We start from the raw sequence: 15271 nt of genomic DNA, 5'->3' as shown, positions 1-15271 counted from the left end.
GGACTTGCCGGCTCCGTTGTCACCGACGAGCGCGGTGACCTCGCCGGGACAGACGCTCAAGCCGACGTCGTGGAGCACCTGGACGGGACCGAAGCTCTTGTCGATCCCGTCCAGCCGCAGCAGTGGTGCCTCGGTCACGGTCAGCTGATCCCGGCCTCGGTGCAGGCCTTCGCGACCTGCGGCACGCACAGCTCGGCCGCCTTGACGTACCCGTCGTCGACCACGGCCTTGACGTTGTCCTTGGTGATGGACTGCGGATCGAGGAGGACTGACGGCACGTCCTTGCCCGAGGTCGGGTCCTTGACCGTACTGGTCGCCGTGCTGGGCTTCTGCTCCTTGGCCAGCGCGATGGCGAGCTCGGCCGCGGCGTCGGCCTCCTTCTTGACCGCCTTGTAGACCGTCATGCACTGGTCGCCGGCGAGGATGTTCTGCAGGCCCTGAACCGTGGCGTCCTGCCCGGTGACCGGCACCTGACCGTTGAGCTTGTTCTTCTTGAGGATGCCGATCGCCGCGTTGCCCAGGGTGTCGTTGGCCGCCAGGACGCCCTTGATGGTGCGGTTCTCGGTGAGCATCTGCTCGAAGATGGTGGCCGCCTGGGCGCCGTCCCAGTCGGGCACGTCCTGGTTCGGGCCCTTGGTGAACGTCCCGTCGGCGTACTTGGGGTCGAGCACGGAGTTGTAGCCCTGCGCGAACAGGGTGGCGTTGTTGTCGGTGGGCGAGCCGTTGAGCTCGGCGACCACCGGCTTGGGGTACTTCTTGGCGGCCAGGCAGTCGGCCAGCCCCTGCCCCTGCAGCTCGCCGACCTTCACGTTGTCGAAGCTCACGTAGTAATCGGCGCCGCCGTCGAGGGTGAGCCGGTCGTAGTCGATGGTCGCGATGCCCGCGGTCCGCGCCTTGTCGAGCACCGCCTTGCCGGTCCCGGAGTCCAGGTTGACGATCATCAGCACCTTGACCCCGCTGGAGATCATGCCCTCCGCGATGGTCTGGAACTGGGTCTTGTCGCCCTGCGCGTTCTGGATGTCGGCGGTCACCCCGGCGGCGGCGAACGCCTGCTTGAGATAGGTCAGGTCGGCGGTCGCCCAGCGCGCCGAGCTCTTGGTGTCCGGCAGGATGACCCCGACCTTGCCGGTGTCGCTGCCGCCGCTCCCACTTCCCCCGTCGTCGCCACAAGCCGTCAGTCCCCCGAGGATCAGTGACCCGGCGGCGGCGCAGGCGAACAGTCCTTTGCGCATCATCGATGTCCTTTCGGGCACGGAAGGCCCGGAATCATCGGAAGATTTCCGGAACTTCCAGAGGTGACAGCCGACCCGGGAGAGGTCCACTGTGACTCAGGCAACTCTGACTGACGTGATCCACGCGCACAAGAGGCGCTGCAGCCGAATTTTCTCGCGTCCAGCCCGCGGGCCCGCCACTCACTGCTACCGAAAATTCCGGAATCTTGCTGAGATCGACAGGTAATCGAAGCCGGTCATGCTGTGCTGCGTCACCCCCACTCTCACCGTGAGGCTCCCTTTGGCACTGTCACGTCTGCGCGGACTCGGGATGATCGCGGCCGTCGCGCTCCCGCTCGCGATCGTCCCGGCGACATCGAGCGCCCTCGCCGCCCCCGTCCCGCCGGCCCGTCAACCGGAGCCGGCCACTGTCACGCTGATCACCGGCGACAAGGTCACCACGGGCGCCGGCGGCGTACAGGTGCGCGACCGGGAGGGCCGGCTCACCGGCTATCTCACCCACGCCGAGCACGGCGACACGTACGTGTATCCGCACGACGCGTTGCCGCACCTCGCGTCCGGACTGCTCGACAAGGACCTGTTCAACGTCACCGAGCTGCTCGCGGACGGCTACGACGACGCGCACAGCCCGGGCATCCCGCTGATCGTCACGTACACCGGCGGGGTGTCCGCCCGGCGCGCGGCACCGGCCGGGGTGACCGGCATGCGGCCGCTGGACAGCATCGGCGGTGCCGCCCTGACCGCCGACCGCTCCGGCGCGTTCCTGGCCTCGGTCACCGGCGGGGCGCAGGCCCGGGCGGCGGGCGGGACGGTCCGCAAGATCTGGCTGGACGGCCGGGCCGAGGCGGCGCTGGCCGAGAGCACCGCGCAGATCGGGGCACCTGAGGTCTGGCGGCAGGGGAACACCGGCGCGGGCGTCGACGTCGCCGTCCTGGACACCGGCATCGACACCGGCCACCCCGATCTGGCCGGACAGGTCGCGGCGAGCCGGTCGTTCGTGCCCGGCGAGTCGATCGAGGACGGCAAGGGCCACGGGACGCACGTGGCGTCCACCATCGCGGGAACCGGCGCCGCGTCCGGCGGCAAGGAGCAGGGCGTCGCGCCGGGCAGCCGGCTGCACATCGGCAAGGTGCTCGCCGACGACGGCTTCGGCCAGGAGTCGTGGATCATCAGCGGGATGGAGTGGGCGGTCCGCGACCAGCACGCCCGGATCGTCAACATGAGCCTGGGCGCCGACCCGACCGACGGCACCGACCCCATGAGCCTCGCCGTCGACGAGCTCAGCGCGGAGACCGGCGCCCTCTTCGTCATCTCGGCGGGCAACGCGGGCCCCGGCGCGTACTCGGTGGGCACGCCCGGCGCGGCCGACGCCGCCCTCACCGTCGGCGCGGTGGACAACCGGGACCTGCTGACGTTCTTCTCCAGCCAGGGACCCCGGCTCGGCGACCGGGCGCTCAAGCCCGACCTCACCGCGCCCGGCGCGGACATCCTGGCCGCCCGCTCGCAGCACATCGCCGAGGGCGAGGGTCCGTACCTGACGATGAGCGGCACCTCGATGGCCGCCCCGCACGTCGCCGGCGCGGCCGCGCTGCTCACCGCCGCGCGCCCGGGACTTACCGGGGCACAGCTCAAGGACGCCCTGGTCAGCACCACGAGGGCCACCCCCGATGTCACCGCCTATCAGGGTGGCACCGGCCGGTTGGACGCCGCCGCCGCGACCCGGGCCCCGGTCTTCGCCACCGGGTCGGTCAACTTCGGCTACCCGAGCTATCCGACCGCGCCGGCCGGGCCGGTCAGCCGCGACGTCAGGTACACGAACATCGGGGCCGAGCCGGTGTCGCTGACCCTGACCTCGTCGCTCGACCTGATCAGCCTGTCCGCCGGCACGATCACCGTTCCCGCGCACGGCAGCCAAGTGGTGACCGCCACGACGTCGTTCGACCGGGTGCCCGGGGATCAGGCCTTCTCCGGCTTCGTGACGGCCACCGGGGACGGCGCCGGGTTGCGCACCTCGGTCGCGGTGGGCCAGGAGGGCGTACGCCATCAGCTGCGCCTGCGCACGAAGGACCGCGCGGGCCGACCCGTCGCCGGTCAGCTCGTGCTGCTGGGCCGGGACACCACCCGGACCTTCGCCGTCGACGCGACCGGGGCCCTCGACCTGCGGCTGCCCGAGGACACGTACACGGCGTGGCTCAGCACCGACGTCGAGGGCGTGCACGGCCCGGGCTCCAAGGGTCTGGCCATCCTGCCGGTCGCGGACATCCGGCTCACCGCCGACCGGACGGTGGTCTTCGACGCCACGAAGGCCCGGCGTTCGATGGCAGTCACCCCGCAGCGGTCCACTGTCACCGCCGCCCGCTACGAGCTGATCCGCGAGGTGGCGGGCAGCCCGTGGCTCGACGCCTGGTTCCCCGGCCCGGAGTACGACAGCGTGTGGGTGCTGCCCACCGGCAAGCTCCCGCAGGGCTCGCTGACGCTGTCCGCCCGCTGGCGGCTGATGCAACCGGCCCTGACCGTCGCCGGCTACGACGACCTCCGGGTGCGGCCCGGCGCGGCGCCGCTGCCTGCCGGAGCCCGGGTGCTCGACGCCGTGCTCGGCGGCGACCTCCGGGGCAAGGCCCTGGTCGCCCGGAACGACGCCACCACGACGATCGAGGAACGGGCCGCCGCCGCGGCCGCCGCGGGGGCGAAGCTGCTGCTCGTGGTCAACGGCGGCGACGGCCGGCTCGCGCCCTGGCCCGGCTCGGTCTGGGCGCCGGCCGATCCGCCGCCGCTCACCGTCGCGACGCTCACCCGTGCGGAGGGCGACGCGCTGATCGCCCGCCTGCGCCGCGATCGGCACGTCCGGCTGGACGTCACGTCTCAGCCGGCCATCCGGTACGCGTACGACCTGGTCACCGACTACGCCACCGGCATCCCGGCCGAGCTCACCTACCGGGCCACCGCGCGCACCCTGGCCCGCGTCGACGTGTCCTTCCGCAACTGGCGGGCGGGCCGCGCCCTCGAACAGCGCTCCGACACCGACCCGCTGGGCTCGACGGCGTCGCTGGACTACACCGAGACACCGGCCCGGGGCGACCGCACCGACTGGGTCACCGCCGGCGAGACGTGGGTCGCCGACGTCCAGATCCCGGACGAGCAGTCCCAGCGCACCGCGCCCGTCGCCTACCGGCCCGGATCGGTGCACACCGAACGCTGGTTCGGGCCGGTGCAGCGGCCCCGGCTGGTCGACCACCCCGACGGGCTCGGCACGTTCCGGCAGGAGGGCGGCTGGTTCTTCGCCCACATCCCCGGCTGGGGCGACTCGGGCGCCGCGCACGAGGGCACCAGCACCGGCCTCACCGGCGCCGACGACCGGCTGGCGCTCTATCAGGGCGACCGGCTGGTGAGCGCGGCCGACCGCTACACCCCGCTGCTGGTCGCCGGACCCCTGGCCCCCGAGCGGCTCCCGTACCGGCTGGTGGCGGAGAACGTCCGGGACACATGGGCCGGACCGTACTCCACGCGTACCCGGACCGAGTGGCGGTTCGCGTCGGGTGACGTCAAGCCGGGCACGGTCGACTCCCCCGCCCTGATCCAGCTCGACTACGCCGTGGACACCGACCGGGACGGACGCGCCCCGCGCACCTTCGACCTGACGGTCGGGACGTCGTTCCTGACGACGGCCACGGGCGCCGGGTCCGTCCGGGACGTGACGCTCGAGGTGTCGTACGACGACGGCAGGACCTGGCATCGCACCTCGCTGCGCCGCGGCACCGCCCGGATCACCGCCCCGCGCGCGGCTTCCTTCGTGGCGCTGCACGTAACCGCCCGCGACACCGAGGGCAACCGGGTCGACCAGCGCATCACCCGGGCCTTCGGCCTGCGCTGACCCCGCGGCGGCGCGGGTGCCCCGTCCTCCGGGCACCCGCGCCGTTCCTCAGGCCACGACGACAGCGACGGCGGCGGCTGCCAGCCGGGTGATCACGGCGCTCACCGCTGCAGGGTCAGCAGGCCGGGCCGCCAGGGCAGCTGGTCGTACGGGACGTCGGCGCTCGGGTTCTTGCCCTGGTAGAGCAGCTGGAGGTTGCAGGGGTCGACGGTCTTGGTCTGGTCCGGGTTGCTGCGCACCAGGTCGCCGTGGCTGATGTCGTTGGTCCACGTGGCGCCGCTGTTGGCCTTGCCCGCGAACGGGTTGCTCTCGGTCGCGGCCTGCGGGGTCCACGACCCGCCGAGGCTGGTGGACGTGAACGAGCGGAAATAGCGGGCGCCGCCCGAGCCGATCGCCTCGACGATCATCAGGTACTGGTTCTGGCCCTGGACCTTGTAGACCTCGACGGCCTCGAACAGGTTGTTCGTCGAGTCGCTGAGCACCGTGGTGTACGACGAGCCGAAGCTGCCCGGGAAGTTGCCGACGGGCATGCTCTGGCGGTAGATCTTGCCGTTGTCACCGGCGAAGAAGAGGTACATGTTCTGCCCGTCGCCGATGACGGTCTGGTCGATCACGCCGTAGGGCGCGTCGGAGATGGAAGCCGTCGACAGGGTCTGCGCCGCGGACCAGCCGTTGGCGTTGGTCGGATCGGTGGACGTCTTGTAACTGAACGAGGTCGGCCCCCACTGGTACGCCAGCACCCAGATGTTCTTCGGCGCGAAGAAGAACAGGGTGGGTGCCACCGTGCCCTGGCTCATCGCGTTCTGCCCGGCCGAGGCCATGTCGGACCAGTTGGTGAACGGGGTGAAGTTCATCGATCCGTACCCGGATCCCGAGACGTTCGACGCGTACACCAGGTGCTTGCCGTTGTGGACCACGTTGGTGAAGTCCTTGAGCGACACCCAGCCGGACTTCGGGCCGGCCAGCGGGCCGCTCGACGACCAGCGATAGGTCGACGGGAGGGTGCACGTGCCGCCCGGCGTGGACGGGGACGGCGAGCCCGGTGTGCTCGGCGAGGCCGAACCGGTGCAGCTCACCCCGTTCACGGCAAAGCTTGCGGGTACGGGATTGCTGCCCGTCCACGATCCGGAGAGGCCGAAGGACACCTTGCCGCCGGTCGCCACCGAGCCGTTGTAGCTCGCGTTCCGGGCCGTCACCGCCGTCCCGCTCTGGGCCACGGTGGCGTTCCAGCCCTGCGTGACGGTCTGCCCGGCGCCGTAGGTCCACGACACCGACCAGCTGGTCAACGGGTCGCGGAGGTTGGTGACCGAGACGTCCGCGTTGAAGCCGCCCTGCCACTGCGACGACACGGCGTAGTCCACCGTGCAGCCCGCGGCGGCGGCGTTCGCGGGTGCCATCGCGACGGCTGCGGTCGCGGCGACCAGGGCGAGGCCGGCCGGCGCCAGGGCCGGCGCGACCCATCGGGATCGGATCATGGGGGTCTCCTGGGGGAAGGGCGGACGTCAGGCGGTGGTGCAGGAGGTGCCGTTCAGGGTGTACGCGTCCGGAGCGCCGGCCGCCCCGGTGTGGGTCGCCTGGAAGCCGATGCTCACGGAGGCACCGGGCGCCAGGTCGCCGTTGTAGCCGGCGTTGCGGGCGGTCACCTGGCCGGCGGCCGGCGAGTAGGTGGCGTTCCAGCCGGAGACGATGCTCTGGCCGGCGGGCAGCGCGAAGCCGAGCGCCCAGCCGCTGATCGCGGCCGAGCCGGTGTTCGTGACGGTCAGGCTGGTGGTGGGCCCGGTGTTCCAGGCGTTCATGGTGGCGGTGACCCGGCAGGCCGCGCCCGGGGCGGGCGGCGTGGAGGGCGAGCCGGAGGGCGGCGTGGACGGGTCGCCGGCCGGTGACGTGGCCGGGCCGAACTGGGTCAGGAAGCGCCACACCTCGCCGGTGGTCCACGTCGAGGCCGTGTTCGGGGACCCGCCGTCGACCGGCTCGGGCGTGTGGTCACCGTCGAACGCCGCCCACTGCACCGGATATCCGGCCCGGCACCCCGCGTACGCCGTGGTGATGTGCCGCCCGCTGCCGCGCGCCGGTTCGGGCGGGTTCTGCGCGGTGCATCCGTTCGCCCGCACGAAGGTGTCCCGGATGGAGCGGCCCAGCGAGATGTTCAGCACGCTGTCGTAGGTGCCGTGGATGCCGAAGTAGGCAACCGGCTGGCTGCCCCCGGCGCAGCCGCTGAGGTTCGCGCCGGAGTAGACGGCCACAGCCCGGAAGACGGTGGGCCGGGCACAGGCCAGCGCGTAGCTCATGGAGCCGCCGTAGCTCCAGCCGAGGGCGAAGCGCTGGGTGGTGTCGACGCACAGGGCGCCTTCGACCGTACGCAGGATGTCGTCGACCAGCGTGACATCGCGCCCGCCGGTGTTGGCCCAGCCGGCGTCGAGGCCCTGCGGGGCGATGAAGATGGCGCCGTTGCCCGACATGCGCTGCTGGCCGTAGAACGCCCAGCCGGCGCCGGCCGCTCCCCCGCCGTCGGCCACGGCGGCCGCGGAGCCGTTGAGCCAGTGCAGTCCGACGAAGAGCCGGTACCGCAGGGTGGGCTGGTAGTTGTCCGGGATGCGCAGGATGTAGCTGCGGGTCTGCCCGCCGCTCTGGATCGTGTAGGTGCCGTTGCGCAGCGTCGGTGCCTGGCCGCAGCCGCTCGTCCCCGCCGCGGTGGCGCTTCCGGCGAAGGCCGTTCCCGCGGCGGCCGTTCCCGCGAAGGCCGTTCCCGCGGCGGCGAGGACCAGTCCGATGACGAGCAGCAGGTGGATCGGACGCCAGGGGCGCGGCATGGTGATCTCCCTCGGATCGGCGGTTCCCCGCTATTTCCGGGAGATTACGGGAGCGCTCCCACGCATTCAAGCTCGTCATTGTATTCGGTTGATGTAACACTTTTCGGCGCGCCTTTTTCGGCGCTATTCGGGCCGTCCGGCCTCAGGGCGCCTCCGGCCCCGCCCGGCCGGGCAGGGCCGGCTTCTTCTCCGGCCGGGCGACCGAGGGCGGCAGGCCCAGGACGACCGGCATCGGCGACGGGCTGGTGCAGACGTGCGCCCGCACCATCTGCGTGACGGTCGAGGCGTGCCACGGCATCCGGCCGCACAGCGCCAGGTACAGCAGGAGGCCGAGGGCGTACACATCGGCGGCGGCCCGCACCGGTCCGCCCGCGATGCGCTCCGGCGCGAGGTAGGCGGAGGTGCCGAGCAGCCGGCCGTCATCGTCGTCGTCCGCGCCGACGGCGGCGGAGATGCCGAAGGCGCCGGGGGCGGGAAACCGGCGGGATCGATCAACCTTTGACGGCGCCGGTGAGCCCGCCCACGATGCGGCGCTCGAAGAGGCTGAAGAAGACGAGGGCCGGGATCATCGACAACGAGGTGAAGGCGAGCACCTTCGCCGTGTCGACCGAGTACGCCGACGAGAAGGCCTGCACGCCCAGGGGCAGCGTGAAAGTGTCCTCGTCGTTGAGCAGGAACAGCGGCAGCAGATAGCTGTTCCAGCTGTTGACGAACGCCAGGATGCCGACGGTGATCAGCCCCGGCACCGACAGCGGCAGCACCATCCGCCAGAAGAAGCCGAGCCGGCTGCACCGGTCGATCGCCGCGGCCTCCTCGATGTCCTTGGGGATGGCGCGCAGGAAGGGCACCAGGATGATGACCGTCGTGGGCAGCGCGAAGGCGATCTGCGGCAGGATGACCCCCGGCAGCGTGTTCACCAGCCCGAGATTCTTGATCAGGATGAAGAGCGGCGTGATGGCGACCGTGACCGGGAACATCAGGCCCGCGGCGAAGAGCGCGTACAGGACACCGCGCCCGCGGAAGCGGTAGCGGGCCAGGACATAGCTCGCCATGACGCCCAGCACGACGACCCCGGCGGTGGTGGCGCCGGCCACGAGCGCCGAGTTGCCCACCTGCCGCCAGAAGGTGTCGCTGGTCAGCACGCTGGTGTAGTTGCCGAACTGCCACGGGTCGGGCAGTCCGGCCGGGTCGACGGTGATCTGCGAGTTGGTCCGGAAGCCGCCGACGATGATGTAGGCGACGGGCCCCAGCATGACCCCGATCAGCAGCAGCACCACGACATAGATCAGCGGGTTGCCGCGGTCCCGGGCGGTACCGGCCATGTCCTACTGCCCTCCGGTGAGTGCGCCCTCGGTGTCCCGGCGCAGGACGAAGCGCTGATAGACGAGCGCGATGAGCATGGAGACGAGGAAGAGGACGACCGCCACCGCGTTGCCGTAGCCGAAGTTGCCCGCGTTGCGGCCCTCGGTGACCATGTAGGTCGCCATGGTGGAGGTGCCGGCGGTCGCCGCGACGTACTGGCCCCAGATGATGTAGACCAGGTCGAAGAGCTGCAGGGCCCCGATGATCGACAGGAAGCCCCAGATCCGGATGGTGGGCCCGAGCAGCGGGAGCGTGATCGAGCGCTGGGTCTGCCACCAGCTCGCCCCGTCCATCGCGGCCGCCTCGGTCAGCTCCTCCGGGATGTTCTGCAGCCCGGCCAGGAAGAGGATCACCGCGAAGCCGATGTACTTCCAGGTCAGGATGGCCATCAGGGTCCCGAGCGCGAGTGCCGGGTTCGCCAGCCAGTCCTGGGCCAGCCCGCCCAGACCGGCCGACCGCAGGATGCCGTTGACCGCGCCGTCGCTCTGCAGCAGGAGGCTCCAGCCCGTCCCCGCGATGACCTCCGCGATCACGTACGGGACGAAGATCAGCACCCGGATCAGCGACTGTCCCCGCAGCTTGCGGTTGAGCAGCAGGGCCAGGGCGAGCCCGATCGGGCCCTGCAGGACCAGCGACAGCACGACGACCAGGCCGTTGTGCCCCAGCGCCGCCCGGAACGAGCCGTCCCGCAGGATCGTCCGGTAGTTGTCGAGCCCGACGAAGTCGGTCGGTACGCCGAAGCCCTTCCACCGGTAGAAGCCGTAGTAGGCGGCCATGAGCACCGGCAGGATGACGAAGGCGAGGAAGATCAGGATCGCCGGGCCGGCCAGCACGACGATCTCGAGCCGCTGGGCCCACCCGATGCCGCGCCGGCGGGGACGGACGGGAGGCGACGGGCGTACCCCGCCGCCCCGCACCCGGCTCTCGGGGGCGTCCGCGGTGATCGCCACCCGGTCAGCCCTTCTTGGCGGCGTCGTTCACGGCCTTGATGATCCCCGCGACGTCGCCCTTGCCGGCGAGCAGATTGACGACGCCGACGTTCAGCGCGTTGCCCACGTTCTGGCCGTACACCGTGTCGAGCCACTGGGACACGTACGGTGCCTTGTTGTAGGCGTCCAGCACCGCCTTGAGGTAGTCCTCGGTGACGGCGCTCTGCGCGGCCTTGTTGACCGGCAGCGAGTTGTAGGCCTTGTAGTACGCCTTCTGCACGTCCTCGGTCAGCAGGTAGTTGAGGAAGTCCGCGCACTCGTCGGGCGCGCTCTCCGCGCAGGAGTAGCCGTCCGACCCGCCCATGACGGCGGCCGGGTCTCCCTGCCCGCCGGGCACCGCGGGGAACGGGAAGAAGCCCAGGTCGGGCAGGGGCTTGGTGTCCTTGGTCAGGGAGGCGATGACGCCCGGGTCCCAGGAGCCCATCAGCTCCATGCCGGCCTTGTGGTTAGCCAGCAGACCGGCGGAACTGCCCGCGCCCTGCTGCGCCGACGTGGTCAGGAAGCCGTTGTTGAAGGGCCGGCCGGCGGCGAAGGTCTGCAGGTCCGTGCCGGCCTTCGTCCAGCACGGATCGTCGAAGCTCTTGCTCTCCGCCGCGGCGTCGAGGGCGGCCTGGCTGCACGCGCGCAGGGCGAGGAAGTAGAACCAGTGCGCGGCGGGCCACGCGTCCTTGGCGCCGAGCGCGATGGGCGTGCCGGCGGCCTTGAGCTTCGCCGCCGCGCCGGTGAGCTCCTCCAGGGTCGCCGGTGTCGCCGTGACGCCGGCCTGCCGGAACAGGTCCTTGGAGTACCAGAAGCCGCCGGGCAGGATGGAGACGGGAACGGCGTACGCCTTGCCGTCGACCTCCCCCGTCTTCAGCGCGGCCGGCCCCACCGCCTGCTTGCTCTCCGCGGTGATGTCGCCGGTGATGTCCTTGAGCTGGCCGGCCTCGACCATCGCGGCCATCTTGCCGCCGCCGCGCTGCAGGAAGAGATCGGGGGCCGAGCCGGAGTTCAGAGCGGTCTGGAGCTTGCCGTCCAGGTCCTCGTTCTGCACGGTCTGCACCTTGATCGTGACGTCCGGGTGAGCCGCGTGGTAGTCGGCGGCCGCCTTGTCCCAGAACGCCTTGCCGGGCCCGGTCGTGGAGTTCTGCCACAGCTGCATCGTGACGCTGCCGCCGGAGCCGCCGTCGTCACTTCCGCAGGCGGTGACCCCGAGCGCGCCCACCACCACCGCGACGGCCAGGGCCGAGGCCTTCCTGAGTGCCATGGAGCGCCCACCTTCCGCCCGAAACTTTCAGAGTGATTCCGGAATGTGATGCTCAAATTAAGAAGTCAGACCAGTCAATGTCAACATATTGATCTTCGTCATCCGACCAAGAGCGGGCTCAGGGGCCCCGAAAGTTACCGGAAGTTGTTGACAACAAGTTCCGGCCGCGGCCATATTCAATCGACAAGCATCAACGTGTTGCCCGTCTCCCCCGTCCTTGAGGAGCAAGCACATGTCCCATGTCCCCCCGCGCGGCCGCCTCCGCGCGCTCGTCGCCGGTCTCGCCACCGCCGTGCTCGCGGCGGCCTCGATCGCCTGGGCCGGCACCGCGCAGGCCGAGGCCGACCGGACGCTCACCTCGAACCTGACCGGCTACCACAACGGCTACTTCTTCTCGTACTGGAAGGACTCCGGCAACGTCACGATGCGGCTCGGCGCCGGGGGCAGCTACAGCGTCCAGATGAGCGGCATCAACAACTTCGTCGGCGGCAAGGGCTGGAAGCCCGGCTCGGCCCACACCGTCAACTACTCGGGCAGCTTCAACCCGAACGGCAACGGCTACCTCGCCCTCTACGGCTGGACGACCAACCCGCTCATCGAGTACTACGTCGTCGAGGACTTCGGGAGCTACAACCCGAGCTCCGGCACGACGTCACTGGGGTCCGTCACCACCGACGGCAGCACCTACGACCTCTACCGCACCCAGCGGGTCAACCAGCCGTCGATCATCGGCACCGCGACGTTCTACCAGTACTGGAGCGTGCGCCGGAACCACCGCACCAGCGGCACCATCACGACGGCCAACCACTTCAGCGCGTGGGCCCGCTCCGGCCTGACGCTGGGCACGCACGATTACCAGATCATGGCCACCGAGGGCTACCAGAGCAACGCCAGCTCCAGCATCACCGTCAGCGAGGGCTCCGGCGGCGGCACCACCCCCACCGACCCCACGACGCCCAGCCCCGGTGGCTGCACCGCGACCCTGTCGGCGGGCGAGAACTGGAGCGACCGCTACAACCTCAACGTCGCCGTCAGCGGCTCGAACACCTGGACCGTGACGATGAACGTCCCGTCCCCCCAGAAGATCAGCGCCACCTGGAACACGACCGCCAGCTGGGACTCCAGCGGACAGATCATGACTGCCCGGCCGAACGGCAACGGCAACAACTTCGGTGTCACCATCATGAAGAACGGCAGCACCACCTGGCCGTCGGTGTCCTGCAGCGCGAGCTGACCCGGCCGGCCCGGGTCCGCCGCACGAGCGGGCCCGGGCCTCCGGTCGTCCCGGCGTAGAGTGGCGTTATGGCAGGGAACGGGACCACCGCGCGGCGCGACGCCACGCTCGGACATACCTGCCTGACCTACGACGATCCGGCGGATTTCGACACGGCCGCGCGGGCCTTCCTGGCCGCCGGGCACGCGGCCGGGCAGCAGACCTGGTACGTCGGGAACGGCAAGCCGCAGGGGTGGGAGTTCACGCCCGAGGTCCTCGCCGTCGCCGCGCACTACCCGGCCGGGTCGGTGATCGATCCGGAGGCCGGGCTGGCGGCCTACGCCGAGGCGACCGACCGGGCCCGGGCCGAGGGCTACACGGGCCTGTGCGTGGCGGCCGACGCCACGGCGCTGGTTCGCACCCCGGCCCAGCTGGAGGCGTTCGCCCGCTACGAGTTCCTGGTCGACCGCTACATGCGAGACCACCCGTTCACCGCGATGTGCGCCTTCGACCGGGGTGAGCTGGGCGCCGACGTGACCACCGAGCTGGCCTGCGCGCATCCGGACTCGCAGGCGCCCTTCCGGCTCTACGCCGACCGGCCCGACCGCTCCGGCGCCGCGCTGGCCGGCGAGCTCGACGCCGACACGCTGACCTGGTTCGAGCACACGCTGCAGCGGTGCGACCTGGCGCCGGCCGGCGGCGAGCTGCGGCTCGACGGATCGGCGCTGACGTTCATCGACCACCAGTCGCTGCTGAGCCTCGACCGCTACGCCCGCGGCCTCGGCGCCACGGCCGTGCTGCGCACCCCCTTCGCTTCCGCCCGCCGGATGGCGGAGCTGCTCGAGCTGACCGCGGTACGCGTCAAGGACATGTCATGAGATCAGGGGCCGCCACCGGTCACCAGGGCTGCTTCCACGAGGCCCTGCCGTACTCGTCGGGCGACGAGCTGCTGTCGGTCGTCATCCCCTTCCTGCTCGACGGGGTCGCGGCGGGCGAGCCGGCCGTCGTGGCGCTCGGCGCGGAGGGTGCCGCCCTGGTCCGGGCCGCGCTGCCGGTGGACTCCGGCGTGCTGTTCCTGCCCGTCGACGCCATCTACACCCGCCCGGCCGGGGCGATCCGCGCCTACCGCGAGCTGCTGGGCCATCGGGTCGCCCGGGGCGCGGCGCAGGTCCGCGTCGCCGGCGAGCTGCCGCGGCCGGCGCTGGGCCGCACCTGGGACTGGTGGGCCCGCTACGAGGCGGCGATCAACCACGCCTTCGACGACTTCCCGCTGTGGACCCTCTGCGCCTATGACACCCGGCACACGTCCGCCGCGGTGCTCGCCGACGTGGCCCGCACGCACCCGCGGTTCATCCTCCCCGGCGACCGGCACGAGATCAGCGCGGCGTACACCGAGCCGCGTACCTTCCTGATGGAGAACCGCCCCCTGTGGCCGGACCCGGTGCAGCAGCGGGCGCCCCTTGCCGAGCTCACGGACCCGACGCCGGCGCAGGCCCGGCAGGCGGTGCGGGCCGCCGCCGCCGGCCTGACCGCCGAGGCGTGCGACGACCTGGTGGTCGCGGTGAGTGAGACGGTCACCAACGCCCTCCGGTACGGGCACCCGCCCGCCCGCCTGAGCGTCTGGTCCGGCGACGACCGCGTCCTCGTCGCCGTGACCGACGCCGGCGAGGGCCCCAAGGACCCGTTCGCCGGCCTCCTCCCCCACCAGGACAGTGCCCCCGGCGGCCGCGGCCTGTGGATCACCTATCAGGCCTGCGACCACGTCGCCACGGTCCGCGACGAGACCGGCTGGACAATCCGCATGATCGCCGGCGAGGTGAACTGAGCGGAGCCCCGCCCGACCGGTCACCCGGTGGTGCAGGCGCCCGGAACGGTGGCGATGACGATGATGTCGTCGAGCCGGTCGCGCCGCTCCTCCAGCTCGCGGATCTCGCGGTCGTGTCGCCGACCGGCGCAGGTGGCCCGGGCGGCCGCGGTGGCCACGGACGTCACCGTGCTGATCAACAACGCGGGCAGCACGGCCATGGCCGATCTGGTCACCGGGGACAAGGCGGCGATCGCGCAGGATCTCGACGTCTACTTCTGGGGGCCGCTGGAGATGATCCGAGTCTTCGCCCCGATCCTGAAGGCGCACGGCGGCGGCGCGATCCTCAATGTCAACTCGGCGATGTCCCGGGTCGCGGCGGACCGGGCGAACGCCTACCACGTGGCCAAGGCGGCGGAGTGGGCGCTGACGAGCGGCGTCCGGCTGGAGCTGGCCGGGCAGGGCACGCTCGTGGCGGGCGCCTACCTCGGCATGACCGACACCGGCCACCAGGAGTGGCGGGACGGGCCATTGGGCGACGCGGCGACCGCCGTCCGGACGATGCTCGACGGTCTCGAGGCGGGCCGCCTGGAGATCATCGTCGACGATCTGGCGCGAGGTGCGAAGGCGGCCCTCGCGGGTGATCCTCGCGACCTCTACCCGGCCGCCGTCTGAGCCGGCTGGAGCCTCAAGCAAGTTCTCTGGACTTCCAGCCATGGGAAGTCCAGATCGGCCGCCGTACCG

The 15271-nt window shown here is 71.4% G+C and carries 14 protein-coding genes; 5 read left to right on the top strand and 9 right to left on the bottom strand.

The genetic code is table 11. The annotated features are described in order from the left end of the window. Both RAN62_RS29710 and RAN62_RS29705 read right to left on the bottom strand, forming a co-directional pair. The coding region (locus RAN62_RS29710; protein ID WP_438874570.1) for an ATP-binding cassette domain-containing protein at positions 1–138 on the bottom strand (138 nt) is incomplete at its 3' end. Positions 139–140: 2 nt separating this feature from the next. Continuing rightward, on the bottom strand, positions 141–1232 hold the full coding sequence (locus tag RAN62_RS29705; RefSeq protein ID WP_305788104.1) for a sugar ABC transporter substrate-binding protein: 1092 nt from the start codon (positions 1230–1232) through the stop codon (positions 141–143). A 310-nt stretch (positions 1233–1542) separates the two neighbouring features. Between RAN62_RS29705 and RAN62_RS29700 the strand changes: the two genes are divergently transcribed. Then, positions 1543–5103, top strand: coding sequence for a S8 family serine peptidase (locus RAN62_RS29700; protein ID WP_305788103.1), 3561 nt, complete (start codon positions 1543–1545; stop codon positions 5101–5103). Between the two features lie 101 nt (positions 5104–5204). On the opposite strand, the gene RAN62_RS29695 is transcribed toward RAN62_RS29700, so the two are convergent. The 6 genes from RAN62_RS29695 to RAN62_RS29670 all read right to left on the bottom strand — a co-directional run bounded on the left by RAN62_RS29695 (position 5205) and on the right by RAN62_RS29670 (position 11510). Continuing rightward, positions 5205–6578, bottom strand: a complete 1374-nt coding sequence (locus RAN62_RS29695) for a non-reducing end alpha-L-arabinofuranosidase family hydrolase (protein WP_305788102.1) — start codon at positions 6576–6578, stop codon at positions 5205–5207. A 27-nt stretch (positions 6579–6605) separates the two neighbouring features. Further along, positions 6606–7913 (bottom strand): CE1 family esterase, encoded by a 1308-nt coding sequence (locus tag RAN62_RS29690; protein ID WP_305788101.1) that lies wholly within the window; start codon positions 7911–7913, stop codon positions 6606–6608. A gap of 142 nt (positions 7914–8055) precedes the next feature. Then, complete coding sequence (locus tag RAN62_RS29685; RefSeq protein WP_305788113.1) at positions 8056–8367, bottom strand: protein kinase domain-containing protein; 312 nt, start codon at positions 8365–8367, stop codon at positions 8056–8058. Positions 8368–8404: 37 nt separating this feature from the next. After that, on the bottom strand, positions 8405–9235 hold the full coding sequence (locus tag RAN62_RS29680) for a carbohydrate ABC transporter permease (RefSeq protein WP_305788100.1): 831 nt from the start codon (positions 9233–9235) through the stop codon (positions 8405–8407). Positions 9236–9238: 3 nt separating this feature from the next. After that, positions 9239–10225, bottom strand: coding sequence for a carbohydrate ABC transporter permease (locus RAN62_RS29675; protein WP_305788099.1), 987 nt, complete (start codon positions 10223–10225; stop codon positions 9239–9241). A 4-nt stretch (positions 10226–10229) separates the two neighbouring features. Next, positions 10230–11510, bottom strand: a complete 1281-nt coding sequence (locus tag RAN62_RS29670) for an ABC transporter substrate-binding protein (protein WP_305788098.1) — start codon at positions 11508–11510, stop codon at positions 10230–10232. Positions 11511–11742: 232 nt separating this feature from the next. Between RAN62_RS29670 and RAN62_RS29665 the strand changes: the two genes are divergently transcribed. The 3 genes from RAN62_RS29665 (at position 11743) to RAN62_RS29655 (ending at position 14548) form a co-directional block, all read left to right on the top strand. Then, positions 11743–12744 (top strand): glycoside hydrolase family 11 protein, encoded by a 1002-nt coding sequence (locus RAN62_RS29665; protein ID WP_305788097.1) that lies wholly within the window; start codon positions 11743–11745, stop codon positions 12742–12744. A gap of 68 nt (positions 12745–12812) precedes the next feature. Beyond that, positions 12813–13601 (top strand): MEDS domain-containing protein, encoded by a 789-nt coding sequence (locus RAN62_RS29660; protein WP_305788096.1) that lies wholly within the window; start codon positions 12813–12815, stop codon positions 13599–13601. After that, positions 13598–14548, top strand: a complete 951-nt coding sequence (locus RAN62_RS29655) for an anti-sigma factor RsbA family regulatory protein (protein ID WP_305788095.1) — start codon at positions 13598–13600, stop codon at positions 14546–14548. Before RAN62_RS29660 ends, RAN62_RS29655 begins: the two co-directional genes overlap by 4 nt. Positions 14549–14568: 20 nt before the next feature. On the opposite strand, the gene RAN62_RS29650 is transcribed toward RAN62_RS29655, so the two are convergent. Further along, on the bottom strand, positions 14569–14706 hold the full coding sequence (locus RAN62_RS29650) for a hypothetical protein (RefSeq protein WP_305788094.1): 138 nt from the start codon (positions 14704–14706) through the stop codon (positions 14569–14571). Here RAN62_RS29650 and RAN62_RS29645 point away from each other — a divergent pair. Then, the gene (locus RAN62_RS29645; protein WP_305788093.1) at positions 14699–15202 is read left to right on the top strand and encodes an SDR family NAD(P)-dependent oxidoreductase; all 504 of its coding nucleotides are present in this window, start codon (positions 14699–14701) and stop codon (positions 15200–15202) included. The genes RAN62_RS29650 and RAN62_RS29645 overlap by 8 nt on opposite strands. Positions 15203–15271 lie beyond the last annotated feature (69 nt).

Origin of the sequence: Symbioplanes lichenis, assembly GCF_030709675.1 — a bacterium.
Classification (GTDB): domain Bacteria; phylum Actinomycetota; class Actinomycetes; order Mycobacteriales; family Micromonosporaceae; genus Actinoplanes; species Actinoplanes lichenis.
This window is presented reverse-complemented; position numbering and strand designations above follow the sequence as displayed.

What these genes read in the sequence shown, in the direction of transcription:
- RAN62_RS29690 (WP_305788101.1), bottom strand. Translation starts at nt 7,913, where the DNA reads ATGCCGCGCCCCTGGCGTCCGATCCACCTGCTGCTCGTCATCGGACTG.
- RAN62_RS29665 (WP_305788097.1), top strand. Translation starts at nt 11,743, where the DNA reads ATGTCCCATGTCCCCCCGCGCGGCCGCCTCCGCGCGCTCGTCGCCGGT.
- RAN62_RS29680 (WP_305788100.1), bottom strand. Translation starts at nt 9,235, where the DNA reads ATGGCCGGTACCGCCCGGGACCGCGGCAACCCGCTGATCTATGTCGTG.
- RAN62_RS29705 (WP_305788104.1), bottom strand. Translation starts at nt 1,232, where the DNA reads ATGCGCAAAGGACTGTTCGCCTGCGCCGCCGCCGGGTCACTGATCCTC.
- RAN62_RS29655 (WP_305788095.1), top strand. Translation starts at nt 13,598, where the DNA reads ATGAGATCAGGGGCCGCCACCGGTCACCAGGGCTGCTTCCACGAGGCC.
- RAN62_RS29695 (WP_305788102.1), bottom strand. Translation starts at nt 6,578, where the DNA reads ATGATCCGATCCCGATGGGTCGCGCCGGCCCTGGCGCCGGCCGGCCTC.
- RAN62_RS29670 (WP_305788098.1), bottom strand. Translation starts at nt 11,510, where the DNA reads ATGGCACTCAGGAAGGCCTCGGCCCTGGCCGTCGCGGTGGTGGTGGGC.
- RAN62_RS29700 (WP_305788103.1), top strand. Translation starts at nt 1,543, where the DNA reads ATGATCGCGGCCGTCGCGCTCCCGCTCGCGATCGTCCCGGCGACATCG.
- RAN62_RS29660 (WP_305788096.1), top strand. Translation starts at nt 12,813, where the DNA reads ATGGCAGGGAACGGGACCACCGCGCGGCGCGACGCCACGCTCGGACAT.